The organism is Aurantibacter crassamenti, from assembly GCF_016811105.1.
In the GTDB taxonomy this organism is placed as follows: Bacteria; Bacteroidota; Bacteroidia; order Flavobacteriales; family Flavobacteriaceae; genus Aurantibacter_A; species Aurantibacter_A crassamenti.
In genome coordinates this window covers 1,066,080-1,089,917 of the sequence record NZ_JAFBGM010000002.1, presented here as the reverse complement: position 1 = coordinate 1,089,917, position 23,838 = coordinate 1,066,080, and the positions used below count along the sequence as shown (strand labels likewise).

The following is a 23,838-nucleotide window of genomic DNA, read 5'->3' as shown; positions in this document are numbered from 1 at the left end:
TTCATAATTTATAGATTTTTTTAATAAGTCAATTACAGCACATTGCTATTAAATTCAGTCCTAAACTACTGTATTTTACGTATCGCCTAGTATCTCCGAGAGTAATAATATGGAGTTTCTAAAAATAATTTTTAAAAAATCAATATTTACGGTAGGGTAAAATATAAGTTAGTTGTTATATAATAAATTGCTATGAAAAAGAAAGTTTGAACTTAATTAGTTCATGTGTTTAGGTTGGTTTTGATTTTGATTAAAAGCCCTGTTTATCGAATGGTAGACAGGGTTTTTTAATTCTTCTTAATTTGGTGTATTTAGCTAAAATGGAATAGCTACAGGCTAATAGTTCAAGACATAAAAAATTATAATTTCATGGCTTGTTAAAAATTATTACAAATATCCACTAAGAACGCTATCTCAAAATTTCGATTTTCCTATTTTTGCGCATGCAAAACAAAGTCCTAATTCTAGATTTTGGCTCTCAGTATACCCAACTTATTGGTAGACGTGTAAGAGAGTTGAATATTTTCTCTGAGATTAAACCATTTAACAACCCACCTAAAGACCTTTCTGAATATAAGGCCGTTATACTTTCGGGTTCGCCATATTCAGTACGTGCAGAAGATGCACCGCATCCTGATTTATCTGAAATAAAGGGTAAAAAACCTTTATTGGGTGTTTGTTATGGTGCTCAATATTTGGCACATTTTAAAGGTGGTAATGTTGAAAAATCAAATACTAGAGAATATGGTAGAGCAAACCTATCTCATGTAGATTCTAGTAGTCCATTTTTAGACAATATTAGTACAGGTAGTCAAGTCTGGATGAGTCATGCAGATACGATAAAGCAACTTCCTGAAAATTCGAAACTTCTGGCTAGTACCCATGATGTTGAAAATGCAGCTTTTAAATTTGATGGTGAGGATACTTATGGAATTCAATTTCATCCTGAGGTTTATCACTCTTCAGATGGTAAGCAATTATTAGAAAATTTCTTGGTGAAAATAGCGGGTATTGCTCAAACTTGGACACCAGATGCCTTTGTTGAAACTGCAGTTGCTGAACTCAAAGAAAAAATTGGCGATGAAAAAGTAATTTTAGGACTTTCAGGAGGCGTAGATTCTTCTGTAGCGGCCGTTTTACTTCATAAAGCAATTGGTGAAAATTTACATTGCATTTTTGTCAATAACGGATTGCTTCGGAAGAATGAGTTTGATGGCGTTCTTAAGCAATATGAAGGCATGGGACTTAATGTGAAAGGCGTAGATGCTTCGGCACGCTTTTTGGATGAATTGGCTGGTGAGAGTGACCCAGAGACAAAAAGAAAAATTATAGGCCGTGTATTTGTTGAAGTTTTTGATGATGAATCGCATTTAGTAGATAATGCTAAATGGTTGGCGCAAGGCACAATATATCCTGATGTTATTGAATCGGTTTCAGCAACTGGTGGTCCTTCAGCAACAATTAAAAGTCATCATAATGTAGGTGGATTGCCTGATTATATGAAATTGAAAGTTGTAGAACCTCTGAAAATGTTATTTAAAGATGAGGTGAGAAGGGTTGGTGCAAGTATGGGATTGGATAAAGATTTATTAGGAAGACATCCTTTTCCAGGACCAGGTTTGGCAATTAGAATATTAGGAGATATTACACCTGAGAAAGTAACTATTCTGCAAGAAGTTGACCATATTTTTATTAGTGGTTTACGTGAATGGGAACTTTATGATAAGGTATGGCAGGCCGGAGCGATGCTTTTACCCGTAAATAGTGTAGGAGTAATGGGTGATGAACGAACTTATGAAAAATGTGTAGCTTTAAGAGCCGTAGAAAGTACAGATGGTATGACGGCAGATTGGGTTAATCTGCCTTATGAGTTTTTGCAGAAAATATCAAATGAGATAATTAATAAAGTACCTGGTGTGAACCGGGTTGTATACGATATCAGTTCGAAACCCCCAGCAACCATTGAATGGGAATAATCATACAATAATATGAATCAAGTATTAAAAAATATACTCGTACTTTTTATAATAGTACTTTCTGGTTGTAAGTCTACAGCACAGAAATTTACTACACATGCGGTTAAAAAAGGGGAAACATTAGAGGGTATTGCAAAACAATACAGTGTCTCAACTGATAATATTCTTATTTATAATAAAGAGATTAAAAAAGGACAAGCATTAAGAACCAATACTATTTTGGTAATACCTGCTTCGTCGGCTTCAGGTGTTTCAACAAAACCAGTAGTTGTAAGTGATGAGAATTCTTCAGTGAAATCTAAAGTTGAACCACCAAAACCAATAGGGTTTACTTCTCATAAAGTTAGAAGAAAAGAAACGCTGTATGGTATTGCAAAACGCTATAATATAACTGAAGAAGATGTTAAGCGCTATAATAGAGATTTGTATTCTGCACCGTTGAAAAAAAATATGGAATTGCGTATTCCTAAATATAAAAGGGTGAGAGAAGATGATATTAACGCGGCAGATTATATTACGTACAAGGTGGCGCCAAAAGAAACTCGTTGGAGTATAGCGCATAAACATAGTATTACAATAGATAGTTTGTTAGTGCTGAATCCTGAGCTTTCAAAAACGTCTGATTACCTAAGAATGGGGCAAGAATTAAAACTGCCAAAAATTCCGGGAAGTACTATTGAGGATCAAGAAACACAAATTTATAAATCATACACGGTTCCTCCTAAAATGAACTTCTATAGGTTAGAACAAGAGTTTAATGTGAAATCTGATGAAATTGTTAGACTTAATCCAGAGATAACTGAAAAAGGAGGCTTGAAAGAGGGTATGGTTATTCGAATTCCGGAGCAAAAGTTGGATGCGGGTGAAGTGAATACTGATAATTTTAATTTCTATGAAGTCAAACCCAAACAGACCGAGTTTTCGTTAACACGTAAATTAGGAATTTCATACAAAGATTTGTTGGCTTTAAACCCTGATTTATCAGAAGGATTAAAAGCGGGTATGATATTGAAATTGCCCAAAGATCAAATGGGTGATTTTGAAGTTCGCAATGCCCTTGTGCTAGATAAGTTAAACCTTGTAGACAGTATCAATTTAGCTATTCGACCTAAAGTAATGTTTATGTTACCGTTTCGAATAAACAAATTAGATTTAAGTGATAAGGCTGAAATTGATAGGCAATTAGACAAACCTAGTTTATTAAAATATAGTTTAGGGTTTTATTCAGGAGCACTAGTGGCAATGGATTCAATAGCGAAATTGGGTGTTTCAATTGATGTGAAAACTTTTGACAATCAGTTGGACCTCTCAAAGACAAAAGAGATTTTGATGCGCGAAAACTTGTCTGATTATAATGCAATTGTTGGTCCGTTTGATCTTGCTTCGGTTAGAGAAGTTGCAGTAAGAGCTGCTGATAAAAGAGTTCCGGTAATTACGCCAATCAGACCAAACAAAGATGTTAGTTTAAAAAATGTTTTCTTTTCGTATACAGCTGATCCGTTATTAAGAAAGAAAATGATATCCTATATCAAAGAAATATATACTGACGAGAATATTGTTGTTATAGCAGATTCTACGCATGTTGTGGTTCGTGATTCTTTAAAATTGAATTTCCCTGAAGCCAAAATTGCTGAAGTAATTGAAGAAGAAAAGAATATTGGCGTTGATATTGAGAAACTGAAATTACTACTTTCTAAAGAAAAAGAAAATTGGATTTTTGTTGAAAGCGATAATTTTAAATTAGTGACTAGTGTAACGTCAATTCTTAATTCATTACAGAATTCTCTATTAGATCCTGAAAATGATAAAGAAAAAATTAAGCTACGTTTGTTTACTACATTTAAAGAAAGAGCATTTGAAAGTGAAGTGATTTCTAGCGTACACTTGTCTAATCTTAATTTTACATATCCTTCAGTATTTAGAGAGCCTGCCAACAATAGCTTTGAAAAAGCGTATCGTAAACGTTTTAGTGGTGAGCCGGATCGGTATGCAGTAAGAGGTTTTGATACTACTTTTGATCTTTTGTTGAAATTGGCTTATAAAAATGACTTGTTTAATATTTCACAGCTTGTAGGCGAGACTGAATACACTGGTAATAAGTTTTCATATGAAAAAGATTTTGCATCGGGTTATTTTAATCAAGCATCTTATATAATGAGTTATGAAGATTTGCGTTTAAAGGAATTAAAAACGATAAAGCCATGACCTCAAAAGTAACCTACAAAGGTGGTTTACGAACTACATGTGAGCATTTACAATCAGGAGATATTTTTAATACAGATGCCCCAGTTGATAATAATGGTTTGGGTCAGGCATTTTCGCCTACTGATACGGTAGCAACAGGTTTAGCAAGTTGTATATTAACCATGATGGGTATTAAGGCCAAACAGCTTGATGTTGATTTAAATGATACAACAGCAGAGGTTACAAAACATATGGCTTCAAATCCTAGACGGATTTCAAAAATTGAAATTGATTTGAAATTGCCAAGCGCTGTAAGCGAAAAGGATAGAAAAATATTAATTCATACTGCAAATACCTGCCCAGTGCATTATAGTTTGCATCCTGATATTGATAAAAAAATTCAATTCAATTGGGTAAACTAAAAGTACTACTGTTAATGTGCATTTTGACTTTTAGTCAAATTGAAGCGCAAGATGAAGACCGCGTACTACTATGGTCTAAAGAAAGAAAATTAACTTGGGCAGATTATCAGGGTAGTCCTCTAAAAACCGAATGGGCTGCAGCAACCACAGCTAGTGGCATAACATATTCTTTAAGTAGTATTATTGCAAATGGTGAATCAAGTCTTGAGATTATTGTAAACTCGCTTTTTTATCCTGATAAATCATGGTACAAACCAGAATTATGTAATGATGTAGTACTAAGCCATGAACAGTTGCATTTTGATATTACTGAGCTTTTTGCCAAGAAATTTCGAACACGTTTAAAAACCGTTAGGAACGATACCAATATCAAGAAAAAGGTACGTGCTATTTTTGTTGAAATTAATGCAGACTTACATGCTTTTCAGAACAAGTATGATCGCGAAACCAACTATTCTAGAGATTTAGAGCAACAATCTATTTGGAATGAAAAGATTGCGAAATCACTTGAAGAATAAAAGCCCCTTTTTTATCTAAAGGAGCTTTTATATTTTGTATTACAGAAGTGATTGTTAAAACCTAAACGATGCTCCTACGGATAATAACGCTACTCCATAACCTCCTTCAGCAAAGACAGCAAAATTTTCGGCAAAATAATACCGACCTCCTATAAAGGCGGTTCCACCCGGGCTGCTACCAAAGTTGTTGGCTCTATCACCACTATATATGCGATACGATGCCATTGCACCTGCATAAACGTCAAGATTCTCAACTTCTAAGCCTAAGTAGTGGTATGCTCCACGAACTCCGATTACGTTGTATGACCAACTATAATCGCTTCCTATAGAATTATATTTAAAGGTTTTTCTTCCGAAGTAGCCACCAAGACTTACTACTCCAGGTCCAGGAACATCCCAAACACCTCTTTCATAGCTGACACTTAAAACTGGGCTTTGCGATGAGGTTGAGTACCCTCCGTAATAGCCACCTAAGCCAATACCTGCATTTATAACATTGGTTCCTACGCTAAATTCTTGTGCGTAAGTAAAAGTTACACTTAATAAGGCAAAGACAAAGTAGATAATGTTTTTTTTCATTTGTTTTTAAATTTTATGGATATAGTGGTTAAATGTTTGAATTTATAATTAATCGAACGACCAAACGTCATTAAGGTAGCCAGAAGCATTTTTACCAGCAATCATATAAATCTTGCCTTGAAAAAGTACTGATGTATGTTTGTATCTTTCAAAATAGGGGGCTTGCGTTGCACCTTCAGACCAATTCTCACCGTCTACACTATACCAAATTGTCTGTCGGTAACCTGATGATGTGGTATATGAGGTGTTTGCTGTGAGGCCTCCAAAATACAATAAGTTTCCATTATAATTATGAAATGATGGTGCTATTCTTGCAAAAAAATCTAAATTATCTTTGACTAATGACCAATTTTCTAAATCACTACTTTTCCAGATTTCATCATAACTAAGTCTATATCCTCCTACTAAATAGAAATTTCCGTTTAATTGTGCTATTTTGTGGTTATGTCTGCTGAAATTGTCAAAAACCAAATTGTCTTTTTCTAGAGTCCAAACGAGTCCATTAGTTGTGCTCCATATTTCTTCTGTTCCAAAAGAACTATAACCTCCACTTACTAAATATAATTTATTATTAAGAACCTCTAAAGCATGGCCACCCCTGCGCGAAAACGGGGCATTATCAGTTACTTGAGTCCAATTGATTCCATCGCTTGAATTCCATACATCTTGCATATCTCTGGAGGAGGCATTAACTGCTCTTCCCGGTACATCAAATGCTTTTCCACCAATAACCCAAATTTTATTGTCGTAGACGATAGAAGCATGATCATGTCTTCCAGCAAAACCAGGATTTGAAGTTTCTAAAACCCAGTTAATACCATCTGTACTAGACCATATGTCATTAAAGAAATCAACTCCACCATTAATAGAGCCATCGCCATTGTAGCCGCCTATGACCCATATTTTATTGTCGAATACCACCGAGGTATGCCCAGCTCTAGTAGAAAAAGGAGCGGATGTTGTGAGCGCAGCGGAAGGTAAATTCACTTCTTTTGTGGTAAAATTATAGATTTCACTTTCAGTTTCATTGTTATTGGTATCTTTTGCTACAACCTTCCAATAATAAGTTTGATTTAAGTGTAATTCGGTGGTTATTTCAAAAGTAGTCTCCGTAATGTCAGACTCAAATAGTTCAGGATTTTCATTTAAGCCAAAGTATAAATCATAGGTTACGACTCCATCGTCGGTTGCTGCTACCCAAATTAAAGTAGGCAATAATTCGATATTTGTTGCACCATTTTCTATTCCCGTAAGTTCAAAATTTGAAGGTGGTGGATTGTTCATAGTGGTGAAACTATAAGTACCGCTTTCTATGCTGTTCTCGTTTTCATCTATTGCAACAACTTTCCAATAATAGGTAGTATTAAAGGCTAGGGCAGTAGTAACATCATAACTTGTTTCATTTAAGTTAGTGCCAATTTTAGTTTCCGGATTTTCAGCGGTATCTAAATAAACTTCATAGGTCACTGCTTCTCCTTCGGGATCTACCGAAGCTTCCCAAGTGAAAGAAGGAGTTAAAGAAACATTTTCACTTTCATTTGTTAAAGTCAATAAATTAAAATTAGCAGGTGCATTATTTGCAACTGTGGTAAAGCTAAAAACAGATGATGAAGTCGTATTGCCCTTAGAATCTTTTGCCGTAACTGACCAGTAGTATTTGGTGTCTGAATCTAGTGTGCTTGCTATTGTATGCGACGTGGCAGTTAAATTTGAACCAATTTTGGTGGTAGGTGAGCTATTGGTATCTAGATAAAAATCATAGGTTACTGTATCTCCATCAGCATCGCTTGCTTTTTGCCAAGAAAATGATGGCATAAGAGAAACTTCGGTAGCTTCATTTGCTATTGTCGTTAGATTAAATGCATTGGGGGCTACATTTTGTTTGGTTGGTTCTGAACTCTCGTTGTTGCTATCTTTAGAACAAGTCAAAAAGAATAATGCAGCGCATATTACGCTGAAATTTTTAATTGTTTTCATTGTATTGGTTAATTATCTGTACAGTTTGCTCGTAACGTGGCTATTAATTCTTTAGATTCGTCAGAGAGAAACTCGCTACAATGCCTCTCAATTTTTTCAATATCGGCAAGTGCTTCTGCACAGCTATCACTGTCGTCCTGGCTTAATTTACCTAGCAGTGTAGCACATTCTATGCTGTCAATTGTTTCTTTTACCTCTTTTACGCAACTTGAAACTATTAAAAATAATAAGGTAATAGAAGCTAAGGTTTTTACTTTGTTCATAATATTGGCGGTTTTTAGTTGAAAAATATTGAATTACGTTTATTGAATTTCGTAGGTTAAATCAGTAAATACACCTTCGGTAATCTTATATTTTTGAGAAGTATCATCATTAACAGCTATAAAATTAAATTCGCCTGAAATGAGCATCTTTTCTCTATCAATACCAGTAATTTTAATTGAAATTTCTTCTACGGTGCTTGTGCCATAATTGTCATCTTCAATATCACTATTTGGGTCTTCACCGTAAATAGCGTAGGCCCCTGGGGATTGTGGTAAAATGATACTGGTTACGTTGTTGAACTCCGAGCCTGCTTTTAATTCGTTAAAATCAGTTCCGTAAGCAAATAACCATATTAGTTTGCTACTTTTTAAATCTTGAGCAACATATTGCCCGGTTATAGCTAATGCATAACCGAAAGAATGATTGCTAATTCTGGCTCCAGTTAAACTTTGAGAAATTAATAGGGTGGCTTCAAATTCAGAATCATTTATTTGGGCTGTAAAGCTGGGTATAATTTGCTCTTCAGTATCCTCGTTGCTTTCACCTTCGTTATCCTCGTCTGCATCAGCTATATCTTCTAGAGCATTCTCAATTGTACTTTTACCGCAATTATTTATAACTAAGAAAGAAATACTAAATAGAAAAATTAAAGCAATTGATTTTAGATGTTTCTGTCTCATAAAAATTTTTTGGTCTCGGTTTGGTAATTCATAACAATCGTTCTATACAAGATATGTGCTAGGTTTTTAATTTAGAATCGCTATTTTTTTAAAGCCGACATTTCAGCTTTTACCGTTGTCAAAAAATCTTTAATCGTATTTTAATTTTTTAAGTTTTGTGGCTAATTGTATATAAAACATCAGTAATTCAACACATTTGGTAATTTTTGTTTGCGTTGTTTTCTAGCGAAAGGTTTATTTTTAACTACTAAACAAATCCCCCGATTAATTTGAGTTATTTAAATGAGGTTTTTCTTTATTATTATAGTGTGTTTAATCTCGAGTAATGGTTTAGCACAACAACAAAAAATTGATTCTTTAAACCAAGTTCTTAGTAGTCAAACAACTTCAGATACACTTCGCCTAAAAACTTTGAATGAGTTGGTTTATACTTATTACTCTATTGACCCCATAAAAGGTATTCAAATTGGTGAAGAGGCCATTCTGTTAGGGAAAAAACTCAAAACTCCTTTAATTCTCGCTTCAGCTTACGCTAATAAAGGGCATAACCATAGTGCCGTGGGTGAAGATTCATTAGCATTATTAATGTATGATTTAGCACTAAATATCAGACAGAAAAATAATGATAAAAAAGGTGCTGCTCGTCTGATTTACAATAAGGGTTTGGTTTACTTTAACGAATCTGATTATAATAGGGCTAATGATAATAACATTAGAGCTTATGAGGTTTTCAAAGTTGAAAAAGATAGCTTTTTAATGGCTAAAATGTTAAACAGTATTGGTGTTAACCATATGTATCTTTCACAATACCCTCAAGCTATTGAAAGCTATTTGGAAGCTAAATTAATTTATGAAGATTTAAACTTAAGAGGTGATTTACAATATGCGAGTATTCATTCTAATTTAGGATTACTTTATGCACGATTAGAAAAATTTAATCTTGCTCGAGAATATCAAGAAAATGCATTGCAGCTTTTTAAGAAGGTAGATTTTCAGCAGGGTGTGGCAAACAGTTTGATGAATTTAGGGCGTATAGAGACTTCTAGTGGACAGCCAAAAGAAGCGTTGGTGTATTACCAAAAGGGTTATGATATCATGAAGAACAATGGCGATGAAAGAGGTATGGCCAGTGCAATGACGAATACTGGTATTGCCCTTATTGATATGGAATCATATCAAGAGGCTATTTCATATTTTGAGCAAACTAAACTAATTTATGAAAAGCTAAAAAACGCCAATAATTTGGCTATAGTACATCAAAATCTTGGTAAATGTTATTTAAACTTAGCAAACGATTCTTCACGAAATAAAAATTTAAAATATGCAGTTCAAAATTATCAAACTTCTTTATCCTATGCGGAGGAGGCGAAAAGTCTAAATCTACAGTTTGAAGCATTAGAAAATATTGCATTTATACAATCTATAATCGGTGACTATCAATCCGCATATGTTAACAGAACACAGGCAGTTGCTTTAAAAGATAGTTTTAGTTCGGTAGATAAAAAGGAAGAAATTGCTCGGTTAGAATCTAAATATGAATACGAAGGTGAAAAAGCCCTCTTACAATCGCAATTCGAAAAGGAACAAGCACTTTCTGAAGCAGCAATTTCGCAACAGCGTTTTATCAATAGAGCTACTATTATTGGAGCCATTGGTTTTTTAATAGCATTGGCAATTGTTTTTTTACTGTATAAGAAAAGAAGCGAAGCGATTACAGATAAAAAGCTAGCCGATTTTAATAGTAAAGTAGCTGAGACCGAATTGAAGGCTTTGCGCTCTCAAATGAACCCACATTTTATATTTAATTCTTTAAACTCAATTGGTGATTACATGGCTAAAAACAATGTAGAATCAGCAAATGAGTATCTAATTAAATTTGCTCGATTGACACGTTCAATTCTTGAGAATTCAGAAAAAAAACTTATTACACTTGAAGAAGATCTTGAACTTATGCACTTGTATATTGAGATTGAAGCATTACGCTTGAAGAATAAACTTTTGCATACTATTTCAGTTGATTCTACTATTGACGCTGAAAACACTTTGGTGCCACCAATGCTGTTGCAACCTTTTATTGAAAATAGTATTTGGCATGGTATTGACAAAAAAAATGGTTCAGGTAGTATCACTATTCATATAAAGAAGGAAAATAAATTAGTTGTTTGTAGCGTTGATGATGATGGTGTCGGAAGAAAAAAAGAATTGAATGGGCAGGTTGGAAAGACCTCAATGGGCATTAATATCACAGCAAGTAGATTAGAAATTATGGGGCGTTTGAAGCAGATAAAAGGTAGTATTGAAATGTTCGATAAAGAAGAAGGTCTTCGAGTTGAGTTAAAACTACCCTTAGAACTCCGATTTTAATAAATTATTTATGCTTAAAGCTATTATTGTAGATGATGAACAACATTGCATTGATCGTGTGGTGAAACTTCTAAGTGATTATTCTGAAACAATTAACCTGTTGGCTTGTTGCAATTCAGTTGATTCAGCAATTAAAGAAATTGAAGCTATTAATCCTGATGTGGTTTTCTTAGATGTTCATTTGCAAAATCAAACTGGTTTTGATCTTTTAGCAAAGCTATCTAAAGTAGATTTTGAAGTTGTGTTTACAACGGCTTACGATTCTTATGCTGTAGAAGCGTTTCGATTCTCTGCACTAGATTATCTCTTAAAACCTATTGATAGTGTTGAATTTGAGCGTGCGATTGAGAAAATAGAAAAAACAGTGGGGTTAAAGGATACTTCGAAAAAACTTGAAGTACTCTTTCACAATTTTGAGAATAATTTGAATCGTGCTAAAAAAGTTGCAATTCCCGCATTAGATGGATTGAAATTTATTAATACAAATGAAATTGTTCGATGCCAATCAGATGCTAGCTATACCCATATTTTTTTGAGTACAGGAAAAAAATTCACGGCTACAAAAACGCTTAAATTCTTGGAAGAATTATTGGGAAGTAATGATTTTTTTAGAGTACACAAATCACATTATATAAACCTTTCTTATGTAGATAAATACATAAAAGGCAAAGGTGGTTATTTGCTTATGAAAGATGGTGCTACCGTTGAGGTTGCTATGCGTAGAAAAGAAGAATTTCTAAAGAAAATTACGAATTGAATGCTTAGCATTTCAATTCGTAATTGCTGCTCTTTAGGTTAAAATAGATTTTTTAGAAAATCAAATAATTAGTTGCCTTGACATGTAGCTCTAAGTTCTCTTAAATCATCTTTATCAGAATCTGACAAATAGGCTGAACAGTTGCTTAATATGGCATCAATGTTTTCAATTTGAATTGCACATTCATCATCCGAATCTTCATTTGCTAGCGAAGCATAACTTTCTAGACATTTAACACTGTTAAATGGGTCTAATGCTTTCTTAACGCAACTAGAGAGTAATACCGCTACGGTAAAAATAAGTGTGAATTTTACTAATTTAGTTTTCATGTTGGTTGGTTTTTATACCAAGCTATAACAAAAAACATATTGAAATATTGTGAATTTACATCGTAAACAGTAATGCATTTAAAAGTTTAGCATAATTATTTACGATGTATTATTCTTATTTATAGAAGTTTAAAATTCTATACGTCACAAATAGTAACACCTTCTTCTAAAGCGGCTATTGGGTTTTTCCAAGTTGGTACAAACTCTTGAGCAACATAACCTGTGTAACCTGTAGCGAGAATCGCTTTCATTATTGCAGGATAATAAAGCTCTTGTGTATCATTGATTTCATGTCGCCCTGGGTTGCCACCAGTATGGTAGTGACCAAAATATTGATGATAATCTTGAATGTTGCGAATAATATCACCTTCCATAATTTGCATGTGGTAAATATCATATAATAGCTTAAAGTTGTCAGAGCCTATTTCTTTGCATAGTTCAACACCCCATGCTGAGGTATCACACATATAATCTTTATGGTCAACTTTAGAATTAAGGAGTTCCATTTGTATAATAACTCCATGTTTTTCTGCAATTGGCATAAGTTTTTTTAAACCTTTTGCACAGTTTTTTAGACCTACCTGGTCATCCATTCCATTTCTATTTCCGCTAAAGCAGATGAGGTTTTTATAACCAGCTTCAGCTACTTTCGGTATCATTTGTTCATAATCAGCAATTAATTCAGCATGAAGTTTGGGGTCGTTCCATCCTTCTAAAATACCTTTGCCAGCACCCCAACACATAGAAGCATCAATGCCGTATTTTTTCATTAAAGGCCAGTCTTCAGGTCCGGTAAGGTCTAGTGCTTTTATGCCAAGTCTATTAAAATGTTGTAATAATTCCTCAAGTGGTATTTTACTATAACACCATCTACAAGCACTATGATTAATATTCCCTTTAAGTTCTTTTGGGCTGTTTTCATTTGAAGACATTGCAGTAGCAGATGTACTTGCTAAAATACCAACAGATGCCGCCGCTGAGGTGCCTATAAAATTTCTTCTTTTCATTTTTGAATTCGGTTCAATTAGTTAATAGCAATATACGGAATGTATAGCTCTGTTAAATCAATAAATTGTTACAAACATAAATAGACTTATTTTTATGAATTATAAATTGGGAAATTATAGAAGTTGATGAATGTAAAACCAGATGCTAAGAAACTTATAGAATTAGCACATTATCGAATGCCATTCGGTAAGTTTAAAGGGCGATTATTGGTTGATATTCCTGAACCTTATTATGTTTGGTTCAAACAAAAAGGATTTCCTACAGGTAAACTAGGAACATTATTAGAAAGTATGTATGAAATCAAAGTTAATGGTCTAGAGTCAATAATTTATAGAATTCAAAAAGATTTTCCTAAAGAATAACTGCGTAGTTACGGCTCATGTTGTATCTTTGAGCCCCGTAATCAAGACGCTATAATGCCAGCAACAAAATACATTTTCGTTACGGGGGGAGTAACCTCTTCATTAGGTAAAGGCATCATTGCCGCCTCACTTGCTAAATTGCTTCAGGCAAGGGGGTATAAGACCACGATTCAAAAACTAGATCCATATATAAACGTTGATCCAGGTACATTAAACCCGTATGAACATGGTGAATGCTATGTGACTGATGATGGTGCTGAGACCGATTTAGATTTGGGTCATTATGAGCGTTTTTTGAACGTGAGAACCTCACAAGCGAATAATGTAACTACTGGTAGAATATATCAGAGTGTTATTGAAAAAGAACGCAGAGGTGAATTTTTGGGTAAAACAGTTCAAGTAGTACCGCACATTACCAATGAAATTAAACAACGTGTTCAGCTTTTAGGCGATAGTGGTGATTATGATATTGTAATTACTGAAATTGGTGGTACTGTAGGTGATATTGAATCATTACCTTATATAGAAGCTGTACGCCAATTACTATGGGAGTTAGGTGATACTAACGGTATTGTTATTCATTTGACATTAGTACCTTTTCTATCGGCAGCAGGCGAACTTAAAACAAAACCGACACAACACTCTGTAAAAACTTTAATGGAAAGCGGTATTAAAGCGGATATTCTTGTTTGCCGTACCGAACACCATATTTCAGAAGAAATTAAAGACAAATTGGCGCTTTTTTGTAATGTAAAGAGAGAAGCTGTTATACAGTCTATTGATGCATCAACTATTTACGATGTGCCAATTTTAATGCAAGCTGAAGGGTTAGATAAAGTGACGCTGAAAAAATTGGACTTGTCAGATTCTAAAAAACCAGATTTAGACAATTGGAATGAGTTTCTACATCGTCATAAAAACCCAAATCACGAGGTAACTATTGGTTTGGTTGGTAAATATGTAGAATTACAAGATTCGTATAAATCAATATTAGAATCGTTCATACATGCAGGGGCTGTCAATGAAGTTAAAGTTAATGTTAGATCCGTACATTCTGAATATTTGACTGAAAATAACTTAAAAGATAAGCTGAGAGGATTAAATGGAATTCTTGTAGCCCCAGGTTTCGGTGAACGTGGTATTGAAGGTAAAATTGAAGCTGTTAAATATGCTAGAGAAAATAATATTCCGTTTTTAGGAATCTGTTTAGGGATGCAAATGGCTGTTATTGAGTTCTCTAGAAATGTATTAGGTTTAACCGATGCCAATTCTACTGAAATGCTAGAAAGCACTTCTAATCCTGTGATTAACTTGATGGAAGAACAAAAAAGTGTTGTTGATAAAGGCGGTACAATGCGTTTAGGAGCTTGGGATTGTAAAATTACACCCGGTAGTTTAGTGGCTGAAGTTTACGATAATCAAACTAGTATTTCAGAAAGACACCGTCATCGCTATGAGTTCAATAGTAATTATCTTGAGCAAATAGAAGCTGCTGGTTTAAAAGCTACAGGTATAAATGAAAAAACAAGTTTAGTTGAAATTGTGGAGTTAAAAGACCATCCGTGGTTTATTGGTGTACAATATCACCCTGAATATAAAAGTACTGTAGCTAATCCACACCCACTTTTTGTTGGGTTTGTAAAAGCAGCTCTAAATCAAAAATTAAAACAAACCAATGTCACTTTGACATAAAATGCGCATTTGGGCATATATTTGCTCTTTAAACCAAAACCAGCCAAACCCATCCGTTTGGTGAATCAAAATTTTAGATGGAAGAAAAGAAACTTGACATAAATTCAATCATTGGTTTTGTGCTCATTTTTGGGATACTTATTTTTATGTTCTACCAAAATAGGCCAACACCAGAAGAATTAGAGGCCGAAAAGGTAAAGCAAGAACAGGTTGAGTCACAAAATACTACCGAACAAAGAACACAAAATTCAACACCAGTTACAGTTCCAGTTGTTAATCTACAAGATTCGACCGCGGTAGCGAATTATCAGAATTCACTTGGTGCTTTTGGTTTTACAAAGCCTTCTGATGGTAACACTACTTTAGAGAATGGTATTCTTCAATTGATTATAAGTAATAAAGGTGGTCAGATTGTTGAAGCAAAAATGATGCAATTCAATACGTATGATTCTGTACCAGTTTATTTAATTAAAGATGGTAATGCTTCATTCGGATTAACTTTTTCAACTTCTGATAACAGAACATTAAATACTAATGATCTTTATTTCGAACCAAGTTTATCAAAAAACGGTGATAACCAAGTGTTATCAATGAAGGCCAAAATTGCCCCTAATGAATTTTTAGAATATCGATATGAAATGAAGCCCGATGAATATATGGTGGATTTTACATTGCGTTCACAAGGATTAAATGGGGTAATTAAAGGTGATAAACCCATTAATCTAGAATGGTTTTTAAAAGGTATTCGACATAGTAAAAGTGTTAAATATGAAAACCGTTATACGGAAATGATGTATAACTATGAGGATGGTAAAATAGATTACTTGTCTGCAAATGGTGATGACGATGATATTGAAGAAGATGTGAAATGGCTTTCATTAAAACAACATTTTTTCACTTCAATTTTAGCAACAAAGAAAAATTTTAAGACTGCTAATATTAGTACGACTAATTTGGTGGAAGAAGAAAGCAAAGATGTGAAATTTACTAAGGATTTTAATGCTTCTATTCCATTAGCATTAGAAGGGGGTGAGATTTCTGAAAATTTAAATTGGTACTATGGACCAACCGATATTACTGAATTAAAAAAATATGATCAGTATGAGTTAGAAGATACTATTTATTGGGGATGGGGAATCTTTGGATGGATAAACCGCTATGTATTTACACCGTTTTATACTTTTTTAAGTAACTTTTTACCTGCTGGTATTGCAATAATATTGATGACAATAATAGTGCGTTTAGCCATGTCACCAGTTACGTATAAATCTTATTTATCACAGGCTAAGATGAAAGTTCTAAAACCTGAGATTACAGAACTTAGCGAAAAATATAAGGATAATGCGATGAAAAAGCAGCAAGAAACCATGAAGCTTTATGGAAAAGCTGGCGTGAGTCCAATGAGTGGTTGTGTGCCAGCTTTATTGCAAATGCCAATTTTTTATGCGTTGTTCATGTTTTTCCCAACATCTTTTGCATTACGACAAAAATCCTTCTTATGGGCAGATGATCTTTCGTCTTACGATGCCATTTTTGAATGGACGACACATATTCCTGTGATTTCTACATTTTATGGTAATCACATGAGTTTATTCCCGATTTTGGCATCTATTGCAATATTCTTTTATATGATGATGACTACAGGACAAAATATGCCGCAGCAACCGGGTATGCCTAATATGAAGTTTATTATGTATTTAATGCCATTTATGATGTTGATTTTCTTCAACAACTATGCTAGTGGTTTAAGTTTGTATTATTTCATTTCTAACTTGATTACAATTGGTATTATGCTGGTTATCAAGAATGTAATTATTGATAACGATAAAATACATGCCCAAATTCAAGAAAATAAGAAAAAGCCTAAAAAGGAAAATAAGTTTCAGAAAAAGATGCGTGAAATGATGGAACAGGCTGAGGAGCAGAAAAAATTAGGTAAAAAATAAGCTCTGGATTGCAATAAAAATAAAAAGCCCCGATATTTCTATCGGGGCTTTTTGTTACTAAGTTGGTTATGTTTGGTAAGATTTGGGACCACAATATGCAACTAATAAGAGCTTTGATAAATTAATAGTTGTAAAGCCTTCATTTTTGTATGCTAACCTATGTTAAAATGATGTTTTAATAATCGTGTTATTGTTATTTAGTTCACTTATTTAAATAACGAAACTTCCAAGTACCGTCGGGGAACAAGTACAAGGAAGTTTGCCAAACACTACTGTAATAATTTAATTAGTGATTTAAATCGTCCAGTACTGCCTGTGGTAATAAAACTTTGTTTATAACATGTACAACACCATTACTGGCTTCTACGTCTGCTGTTGTTACAGTAGCGTTGTCATCCGTTGCGTCCCCTACAAATACTCCATCATGAATGGAAATAGTTATAACTTCACTTTGAACGGTTTCTATTGCTTGACCATCAGTTAAGTCACTTGCCAACACTTTTGCACCAGAAACCACATGATATGTTAGTATTTTAGCCAACAATGCTTTTTCATCTTCTGTGTCAAAATCTGCCAAGCTATTATATTCATTACCTAATGTTTCAAGCAATGCTGCGAAGGCAGCGTTGGTAGGAGCAAAAACAGTAAAAGGTCCCGTTCCACTTAAAACATCAACCAAACCAGCATCAGCTTGAATTAATGCCTCAACTAATACGCTTAAATCATCCACGCTTTGCGCGAGATTTACAATATTTGGTTTCAAGGCATCAACAACTTCTTGAGGTAAAAGTACCTTATCAATTACATGTACTACACCATTAATGGCTTCTACATCAGCAGTTATTACGGCAGCCTTCATATCGGTAGCATCTTCTATAAAAACTCCGCCTTCAAGGTTAATAGTAATTTCTTCACCTTGTACTGTTTCTATCATTTGTCCCGCTGAAAGGTCTGTAGAAAAGGCTGCAACATTTCCAACAACGTGATAGGTTAATATTTTAACTAATAAGGCTTTTTCCTCCTCGGTATCAAAATCCGCTAGACTATTGTACTCATCACCTAATGAATCAAGTAAATCAGCAAATGCTGCGTTCGTAGGTGCAAATACCGTAAATGGACCTGTTCCGCTTAAAACATCAACCAAACCTGCATTGGCTTGTTGTAATGCCCCTACCAAAAGACTTAAATCGTCAGTAGCCACAGCAATTTCAACAATGTTGTCGAGCTCTGTTTCAACTTCTAACGCATCTAAAACTGCTTGTGGAATTAGCACTTTATTTATAACGTGTACTACACCATTACTAGTTTCGATATCGGCACTAGTTACTTGAGCGTTAGCATCGGTGGCATCCGAAATATATACACCACCATCTAAAATAATGTTTAAGTTTTCGCCCTGTACAGTGCCTATTATTTGGCCATCGCTGAGATCAGTAGATTTTGCACTAACACCTGAGACAACATGGTACGTTAAAATAGTAGTTAGTAATTCTCTTTTTTCTACAGTATCAAAATCTTCTAATGAATCATAACCGTCTAAGCTACTTAGTAAGTTAGTAAATGCTTCATTTGTAGGAGCAAATACGGTAAAGGGTCCCTGACTACTTAAGGTACCAACTAAGTCAGTGCCTTCATTTTCATCAGCTTTTAATAAGGCGGCAACCAGACTCGATAGAACTTCAGTATCCTGTGCAGTTTCAACTATATTCTTATCATCCATAGTTAAAATGACTTCGTCGTCGTCACTGTTATTGCATGATGATAAAATCAAAAATAAAAATGTAAAGAGATAAATACTTTTTAGAAAAACAATCTTTTTCATAGCAATAGTTTTTAAGTTATTAAAATCAATTCAGAGCTGATTTAATTTATTTTGCTACGGTACAAGGCAATTTTTTTTAGCAACTTTTTTGTATTTGTACCGTAACAAAATTTTTAAAAGAGCAATTTTCTTTAAATGTTAGTACGAATATATAAAAAAATTCTATTTGTCTAAGTTTTTTATTAAAAAATTAGACAAAAATGAAATTGGCTTGTTTTTTAATTATAAAATCATTTTGGAATGACAAAAGCAAATAGCTAACAAACTCAGTACCTAATGCTAGGTGTTTTGTATTTTAGTTTTAAGGTTAGGTTGATATTTTTTGGATAAATTATTTTTTATGATTTTCACCATAAAGTTTCTAAAACATTGAATTGTAGAGAGTTTAGCATGTCATGGAATAGTATATTCTCAGATATAAAACATTCGTTGGTGCTAATTTTAAGATAAAGCATGCAAAAACGGCTTACAGAGTTTCTTCCCTAATTTTGTACTTTTGTATGCTATTTTAAAGTAATGAAGAAAAAAGTTGTTGTCGGACTTTCAGGTGGAGTAGATTCTAGCGTTGCAGCCTATCTTTTAAAAGAAGAAGGCTATGATGTTATTGGCCTCTTCATGAAGAATTGGCATGATGATTCGGTTACCATTTCAGAAGAATGTCCGTGGTTAGAAGATAGTAATGATGCGCTAATTGTTGCTGAAAAACTTGGTATTCCTTTTCAAACAGTAGATTTAAGCAAAGAGTATAAAGAACGTATTGTTGATTATATGTTCAAGGAATACGAAATGGGGCGTACCCCAAACCCAGATGTGTTGTGCAATAGGGAAATCAAGTTTGATGTTTTTATGAAAATTGCCTTGCAATTAGGAGCTGATTATGTTGCAACGGGACATTATTGTAGAAAGGGAATACTAAAAAATGCAGATGGTAGTGAGACGTATCAGTTGCTTTCTGGTGCTGATGGTAATAAAGATCAATCGTATTTTCTATGCCAACTATCTCAAGAACAATTGGCAAAAACTTTATTTCCTATTGGTGAAATCATAAAACCAGAAGTGAGACGGATTGCTGCTGAAAACCAATTAATTACTGCAGATAAAAAGGATTCTCAAGGATTATGTTTTATTGGCAAAGTTCGTTTACCTGAGTTTCTGCAACAAAAGCTGAAACCAAAAAAAGGTGTGATTGTTGAAGTGCCTTCAGATGTTGCTTTATATAATAAATCGGTACCCAGTTTTGAAAGTAAACAAGAAGAGTTGGCTTTTAACTCGGAAAAACCTATTTATCATAAAGAAGATGGTAGGGTAGTAGGGGAGCATCAAGGCGCACATTATTTTACAAAAGGTCAGCGTAAAGGTTTAGCTGTTGGCGGTACTAAAGAACCACTTTTTGTAATAGATACTGACGTTGATGAGAATGTTATTTATACAGGTCAAGGTAAAATGCACCCTGGTTTATATCGAAAAACGTTGTTTGTTAATGAGGATGAAATACATTGGGTACGGCCTGATTTAGCATTAAAAGTAGATGAAACAATGCAAGTGATGGCTAGAATTCGATATAGACAAGCCTTAGAAAAGGCAACTTTATATAAAATTGAAGGTGGCCTCTATGTTGACTTTGAGAATAAGCAATCGGCCATTACTGAAGGGCAATTTGTTGCTTGGTATGTTGATGAGGAGTTATTAGGCTCTGGAGTTATAGCATAAGTATTGGTATACCATTGAGCATTTTTCAGGAATAGTATACTTTATTAAAGAATGACTGCGCAAGACATAATAGTAATTCATGCAAAACCGAATCACCGCACTTTTTAAAATTAAATACCCAATTATTCAAGCGGGTATGGTTTGGGCTAGTGGTTGGAAATTAGCCTCAGCTGTTTCAAATGCAGGTGGCCTCGGAGTTATAGGGGCGGGTTCTATGTACCCTGAAGTTTTACGTGAACATATTCTTAAATGTCAGCAAGCAACAACAAAACCTTTTGGTGTTAATGTGCCAATGCTCTACCCTGAGCTAGATAAGATTATGAATGTCATTGTTGAATTGGGTGTGAAAATTGTTTTTACATCCGCAGGAAATCCTAAGACATGGACAACCTATTTAAAGGAGAAAGGAATTATAGTAGTACATGTAGTTAGTAGTGTAAAGTTTGCATTGAAAGCGCAAGAAGCTGGTGTTGATGCAATAGTAGCTGAAGGTTTTGAAGCTGGTGGCCATAATGGACGCGATGAAACTACCACCTTAGTCTTGATACCTGCGGTTAAAGAAAAGATAACTATTCCGATGCTAGCTGCAGGGGGAATAGCTAATGGACGTTCAATGTTGGCTGCTATGGTTTTAGGTGCTGATGGGGTACAGGTTGGTAGTCGTTTTGTTGCGAGTAATGAAGCTTCATCTCATCTACTTTTTAAGCAAGCTGTTGTAAATGCGAAAGAAGGGGATACACAATTAACATTGAAAGAATTAGCACCTGTTCGTTTGCTTAAAAATAAATTTTACTCAGATATTCAAACTGCTTATACTAAATGTGCTTCAACTGAAGAATTAAAAGAATTATTGGGTCGTGCAAGAGCTAAAAAAGGAATGTTCGAGGGTGATCTAAAAGAAGGTGAACTAGAGATCGGACAAGTCTCAGCTTTATTGCATGACATCAAACCTGCGGCTCAGATAGTTGCTGATTTTGTACATGAATTTAAGGTGGCTAAATCAAAGGCTTCAACTTTATAATACAGAAGTTTCAATTAATTTGCCTCGTTTTCTATTTATAATTTCTTCAAGTGTTGGTGCGTAATCTTTGCAGTTAGTTAAACCAGTTATTAAGACAAATAGAATAATAAGGCTTGGGTTTAAGTTTACGGCCAAAAGGGTTTGTATATCTGAATAACATTTTTTTTCAAATGAATTTTCAATTGAAATAGACTAGGCTAGTTAAAACAAATCTAGTACCCTAGAATTATTTTAAAATAATTCTAGGGTACTAGTGCTTTAAACCAGATACTTTTAGTCAATAGTATGCTCCGGTTTTCTATAGTATCTTGATGATCTGTATGGTATACGATTAATTTACGGGAGGATGCATGCCAACTTGTACATTAGCGCAATACCCAACTACCTCAGAATCTGGATGTAGTGATGGACCCGAGTCAAATCCAGATGTGCAACCACCATCCATAGTTTGTATCTGGGTAGGTATCATGCCTGGCTGGGCCGGTCCGTGAGTACGTAATGCAAGATGGATTTCAGCCGTTAACGGATTATTAAAATCCGCATCAACACTTTTATATCCAGAAAAAATAGCTGTCCCGTCTTCTCCGGCAATAAGACCAGTAACATAAGTAGACGTTGGCGGTCCTGGTTCTTCTCCGAAGATTACATACCACAAAGTGTAGACATTATTGGGTATTAATTCTGTTGTTTTAAAATGTACAGTAATACCATCTTTATCTCGATGTAGGGTTGATGAGGCTCCCAAAAGCACATTGTCATTATAGTCCATAATAGCTATTCCATCTACGCCAGAAGCGTTAATGCCATCAACACCATCGGTGCCGTCAGTACCATCTGCACCGTCAGCACCATTAATTCCAGCAGTACCTTGAGTTCCTGCTGGGCCCATAGGGCCAACATCTCCTTCTTTTGTACACGAATTAAATACTAAAGTGAAGATTAATAGTACATAGGTAAAAAGTTTCATTGTAGTTTTCATAATATTTGTTTTTATAATTATTTTGTAGGATAGTTCCCTTAACCCTTGATTGCATTCATTTTTTGTTCCATAATCGTCTGTTCTTTCCAAGGCAATACATCTGAATTTTGGTTCCAAATGCAACTTAAAAAGTGTAAACGATGTTTCTATAACTTTGTAAAGGATGTTTGTATATCATAGCTTTTACGCTGCAACAAGACTGGTAGCATAAGTAATAGTTGGCAGCCCCGTGTTTTTACCTTAGACAACCGACCATAATGTATAGGCATTATTCGGTATTAAATTTGTTATTTTCAGATGGGAAGGATTCTTGAGTATAATTAAAAGCGGTTTACAACAGATTACCTTCAACATCGATTCTTAGTCTCTTTTGAAGTTCGCCTTTACCTATCTTCACTCTATATATATTTTCTACGCCCGCTTCTATTGAATAGGAAGTCTTATAAGTACTAGTGAGTACAAACCATCCTGGGTGAGTTTTGTAGATAGTATTTCTAACAGGCATGTGTAAGATAACATCCTTAAATTTTCCCATAGAATACAGTATTATACCGCGGTCATTGAAAGTGGCTAATATTTCACCGTTGGTCTTCTTAAAAGACACGACGTAGTTACTGCCTTTACCTTTATAAATTGATGATTTAGATAGGTTAAAGTGAGCAGCAATATGTTGTAATTCTAAAACTCTGGGTGATACTGTTTCTTCATTTATTTTGCTTAGGTAATTGGTGTTTATAAGAGTCGTCTTATTGTTCTCTAATTTTATTTCTAGATTTGGCACACTGTTGTTGCCTTGAGCATGACTTATTGTAACGAAGGCCAAAATAATTAAACTAATTAAAAACGTTTTCATAATATTTGTTTTTATAATTAATAATCTATTTATATTGAATGCGATTTTTTTGTCAAAATGCGCAAAAGAAATCGACAACTTTCATCAATGAAGAATAACCGGTTAGTCTTTATAGTTGATGAATTTGTCAACTAGATTTGGTGTTATTTTTTTTGCTTTTATAGCCGTGATGAATAACCACAATCTAGTTACCCAAAACTAAGACAGTATAGCGTTTTGATTATTGTATTTTTTACGTAAGTACTTGTATGTTAGAGGGTAATCATTGTGTTTTAAACGCACGTGATTGTAATTTTCAAGCATTAAGAAGTTTTTAATGCTTGTGTACGTAACAGAGAGGATAAAATAAGTGGTTAGTTTTATACTGTAAAAGTCGAGCCTAAAAAAGTAAAATT

20 protein-coding genes are annotated in these 23,838 nt (G+C 34.2%); 11 read left to right on the top strand and 9 right to left on the bottom strand.

The genetic code is table 11. The features are described from left to right. The first annotated feature begins 443 nt into the window (after positions 1-443). From guaA to JQC67_RS17340, 4 genes are read left to right on the top strand one after another with little or no spacing between them, the layout of a single operon-like run. Positions 444-1,976: a glutamine-hydrolyzing GMP synthase gene (guaA, locus tag JQC67_RS17355; RefSeq protein WP_203254179.1), complete on the top strand. Its 1,533-nt coding sequence runs from the start codon at positions 444-446 to the stop codon at positions 1,974-1,976. A 12-nt stretch (positions 1,977-1,988) separates the two neighbouring features. Continuing rightward, complete coding sequence (locus JQC67_RS17350; RefSeq protein WP_203254178.1) at positions 1,989-4,181, top strand: LysM peptidoglycan-binding domain-containing protein; 2,193 nt, start codon at positions 1,989-1,991, stop codon at positions 4,179-4,181. Further along, entirely contained in the window at positions 4,178-4,582 is a 405-nt protein-coding gene (locus tag JQC67_RS17345) for an OsmC family protein (protein WP_203254177.1), read from the top strand. The genes JQC67_RS17350 and JQC67_RS17345 overlap by 4 nt, the downstream gene beginning before the upstream one ends. A 14-nt stretch (positions 4,583-4,596) precedes the next feature. After that, positions 4,597-5,100 carry a DUF922 domain-containing protein gene (locus JQC67_RS17340; protein ID WP_203254176.1) on the top strand — a complete coding sequence of 168 codons (504 nt, stop codon included), beginning with the start codon at positions 4,597-4,599 and terminating at the stop codon, positions 5,098-5,100. 54 nt (positions 5,101-5,154) lie between these two features. On the opposite strand, the gene JQC67_RS17335 is transcribed toward JQC67_RS17340, so the two are convergent. Genes JQC67_RS17335 through JQC67_RS17320 form a run of 4 tightly spaced genes read right to left on the bottom strand, consistent with a single transcriptional unit; the run spans position 5,155 to position 8,600 of the window. Continuing rightward, positions 5,155-5,679, bottom strand: coding sequence for a hypothetical protein (locus JQC67_RS17335; RefSeq protein WP_203254175.1), 525 nt, complete (start codon positions 5,677-5,679; stop codon positions 5,155-5,157). A gap of 48 nt (positions 5,680-5,727) precedes the next feature. After that, positions 5,728-7,656 (bottom strand): kelch repeat-containing protein, encoded by a 1,929-nt coding sequence (locus JQC67_RS17330; protein ID WP_203254174.1) that lies wholly within the window; start codon positions 7,654-7,656, stop codon positions 5,728-5,730. An 8-nt stretch (positions 7,657-7,664) separates the two neighbouring features. Next, on the bottom strand, positions 7,665-7,919 hold the full coding sequence (locus JQC67_RS17325) for a hypothetical protein (protein WP_203254173.1): 255 nt from the start codon (positions 7,917-7,919) through the stop codon (positions 7,665-7,667). Positions 7,920-7,958: 39 nt separating this feature from the next. Beyond that, positions 7,959-8,600, bottom strand: coding sequence for a DUF6252 family protein (locus JQC67_RS17320; protein WP_203254172.1), 642 nt, complete (start codon positions 8,598-8,600; stop codon positions 7,959-7,961). Between the two features lie 282 nt (positions 8,601-8,882). Here JQC67_RS17320 and JQC67_RS17315 point away from each other — a divergent pair, with 282 nt between their 5' ends. Continuing rightward, positions 8,883-10,964 carry a tetratricopeptide repeat-containing sensor histidine kinase gene (locus JQC67_RS17315; protein ID WP_203254171.1) on the top strand — a complete coding sequence of 694 codons (2,082 nt, stop codon included), beginning with the start codon at positions 8,883-8,885 and terminating at the stop codon, positions 10,962-10,964. A gap of 10 nt (positions 10,965-10,974) precedes the next feature. Further along, positions 10,975-11,721 carry a LytR/AlgR family response regulator transcription factor gene (locus tag JQC67_RS17310; protein WP_203254170.1) on the top strand — a complete coding sequence of 249 codons (747 nt, stop codon included), beginning with the start codon at positions 10,975-10,977 and terminating at the stop codon, positions 11,719-11,721. A gap of 68 nt (positions 11,722-11,789) precedes the next feature. Here JQC67_RS17310 and JQC67_RS17305 read toward each other — a convergent pair whose 3' ends face one another. Then, entirely contained in the window at positions 11,790-12,050 is a 261-nt protein-coding gene (locus tag JQC67_RS17305) for a hypothetical protein (RefSeq protein WP_203254169.1), read from the bottom strand. 137 nt (positions 12,051-12,187) lie between these two features. After that, positions 12,188-13,057: a hydroxypyruvate isomerase family protein gene (locus JQC67_RS17300; protein WP_203254168.1), complete on the bottom strand. Its 870-nt coding sequence runs from the start codon at positions 13,055-13,057 to the stop codon at positions 12,188-12,190. A gap of 126 nt (positions 13,058-13,183) precedes the next feature. Here JQC67_RS17300 and JQC67_RS17295 point away from each other — a divergent pair, with 126 nt between their 5' ends. From JQC67_RS17295 to yidC, 3 genes are all read left to right on the top strand, one after another. Beyond that, positions 13,184-13,420 carry a DUF3820 family protein gene (locus JQC67_RS17295; RefSeq protein WP_203254167.1) on the top strand — a complete coding sequence of 79 codons (237 nt, stop codon included), beginning with the start codon at positions 13,184-13,186 and terminating at the stop codon, positions 13,418-13,420. A 54-nt stretch (positions 13,421-13,474) separates the two neighbouring features. Further along, the gene (locus tag JQC67_RS17290) at positions 13,475-15,112 is read left to right on the top strand and encodes a CTP synthase (protein ID WP_203254166.1); all 1,638 of its coding nucleotides are present in this window, start codon (positions 13,475-13,477) and stop codon (positions 15,110-15,112) included. A gap of 77 nt (positions 15,113-15,189) precedes the next feature. Next, positions 15,190-17,058: a membrane protein insertase YidC gene (gene yidC, locus JQC67_RS17285; protein ID WP_203254165.1), complete on the top strand. Its 1,869-nt coding sequence runs from the start codon at positions 15,190-15,192 to the stop codon at positions 17,056-17,058. Between the two features lie 286 nt (positions 17,059-17,344). On the opposite strand, the gene JQC67_RS17280 is transcribed toward yidC, so the two are convergent. Further along, a complete protein-coding gene (locus JQC67_RS17280; RefSeq protein WP_203254164.1) occupies positions 17,345-18,880 on the bottom strand; it encodes a fasciclin domain-containing protein in 1,536 nt (511 codons plus the stop codon). A 516-nt stretch (positions 18,881-19,396) separates the two neighbouring features. Between JQC67_RS17280 and mnmA the strand changes: the two genes are divergently transcribed. Further along, the gene (mnmA, locus tag JQC67_RS17275) at positions 19,397-20,590 is read left to right on the top strand and encodes a tRNA 2-thiouridine(34) synthase MnmA (protein WP_203254163.1); all 1,194 of its coding nucleotides are present in this window, start codon (positions 19,397-19,399) and stop codon (positions 20,588-20,590) included. 79 nt (positions 20,591-20,669) lie between these two features. Then, the gene (locus JQC67_RS17270; RefSeq protein WP_203254162.1) at positions 20,670-21,611 is read left to right on the top strand and encodes an NAD(P)H-dependent flavin oxidoreductase; all 942 of its coding nucleotides are present in this window, start codon (positions 20,670-20,672) and stop codon (positions 21,609-21,611) included. A 331-nt stretch (positions 21,612-21,942) separates the two neighbouring features. Here JQC67_RS17270 and JQC67_RS17265 read toward each other — a convergent pair whose 3' ends face one another. Further along, a complete protein-coding gene (locus JQC67_RS17265) occupies positions 21,943-22,590 on the bottom strand; it encodes a hypothetical protein (protein WP_203254161.1) in 648 nt (215 codons plus the stop codon). A gap of 331 nt (positions 22,591-22,921) precedes the next feature. Next, complete coding sequence (locus JQC67_RS17260; protein WP_203254160.1) at positions 22,922-23,443, bottom strand: hypothetical protein; 522 nt, start codon at positions 23,441-23,443, stop codon at positions 22,922-22,924. Positions 23,444-23,838: the final 395 nt, after the last annotated feature.

Excerpts from the sequence above, each read along its gene's own strand:
- guaA (WP_203254179.1), top strand. The coding sequence starts at position 444 with ATGCAAAACAAAGTCCTAATTCTAGATTTTGGCTCTCAGTATACCCAA.
- JQC67_RS17350 (WP_203254178.1), top strand. The coding sequence starts at position 1,989 with ATGAATCAAGTATTAAAAAATATACTCGTACTTTTTATAATAGTACTT.
- JQC67_RS17345 (WP_203254177.1), top strand. The coding sequence starts at position 4,178 with ATGACCTCAAAAGTAACCTACAAAGGTGGTTTACGAACTACATGTGAG.
- JQC67_RS17340 (WP_203254176.1), top strand. The coding sequence starts at position 4,597 with ATGTGCATTTTGACTTTTAGTCAAATTGAAGCGCAAGATGAAGACCGC.
- JQC67_RS17335 (WP_203254175.1), bottom strand. The coding sequence starts at position 5,679 with ATGAAAAAAAACATTATCTACTTTGTCTTTGCCTTATTAAGTGTAACT.
- JQC67_RS17330 (WP_203254174.1), bottom strand. The coding sequence starts at position 7,656 with ATGAAAACAATTAAAAATTTCAGCGTAATATGCGCTGCATTATTCTTT.
- JQC67_RS17325 (WP_203254173.1), bottom strand. The coding sequence starts at position 7,919 with ATGAACAAAGTAAAAACCTTAGCTTCTATTACCTTATTATTTTTAATA.
- JQC67_RS17320 (WP_203254172.1), bottom strand. The coding sequence starts at position 8,600 with ATGAGACAGAAACATCTAAAATCAATTGCTTTAATTTTTCTATTTAGT.
- JQC67_RS17315 (WP_203254171.1), top strand. The coding sequence starts at position 8,883 with ATGAGGTTTTTCTTTATTATTATAGTGTGTTTAATCTCGAGTAATGGT.
- JQC67_RS17310 (WP_203254170.1), top strand. The coding sequence starts at position 10,975 with ATGCTTAAAGCTATTATTGTAGATGATGAACAACATTGCATTGATCGT.
- JQC67_RS17305 (WP_203254169.1), bottom strand. The coding sequence starts at position 12,050 with ATGAAAACTAAATTAGTAAAATTCACACTTATTTTTACCGTAGCGGTA.
- JQC67_RS17300 (WP_203254168.1), bottom strand. The coding sequence starts at position 13,057 with ATGAAAAGAAGAAATTTTATAGGCACCTCAGCGGCGGCATCTGTTGGT.
- JQC67_RS17295 (WP_203254167.1), top strand. The coding sequence starts at position 13,184 with ATGAATGTAAAACCAGATGCTAAGAAACTTATAGAATTAGCACATTAT.
- JQC67_RS17290 (WP_203254166.1), top strand. The coding sequence starts at position 13,475 with ATGCCAGCAACAAAATACATTTTCGTTACGGGGGGAGTAACCTCTTCA.
- yidC (WP_203254165.1), top strand. The coding sequence starts at position 15,190 with ATGGAAGAAAAGAAACTTGACATAAATTCAATCATTGGTTTTGTGCTC.
- JQC67_RS17280 (WP_203254164.1), bottom strand. The coding sequence starts at position 18,880 with ATGAAAAAGATTGTTTTTCTAAAAAGTATTTATCTCTTTACATTTTTA.
- mnmA (WP_203254163.1), top strand. The coding sequence starts at position 19,397 with ATGAAGAAAAAAGTTGTTGTCGGACTTTCAGGTGGAGTAGATTCTAGC.
- JQC67_RS17270 (WP_203254162.1), top strand. The coding sequence starts at position 20,670 with ATGCAAAACCGAATCACCGCACTTTTTAAAATTAAATACCCAATTATT.
- JQC67_RS17265 (WP_203254161.1), bottom strand. The coding sequence starts at position 22,590 with ATGAAAACTACAATGAAACTTTTTACCTATGTACTATTAATCTTCACT.
- JQC67_RS17260 (WP_203254160.1), bottom strand. The coding sequence starts at position 23,443 with ATGAAAACGTTTTTAATTAGTTTAATTATTTTGGCCTTCGTTACAATA.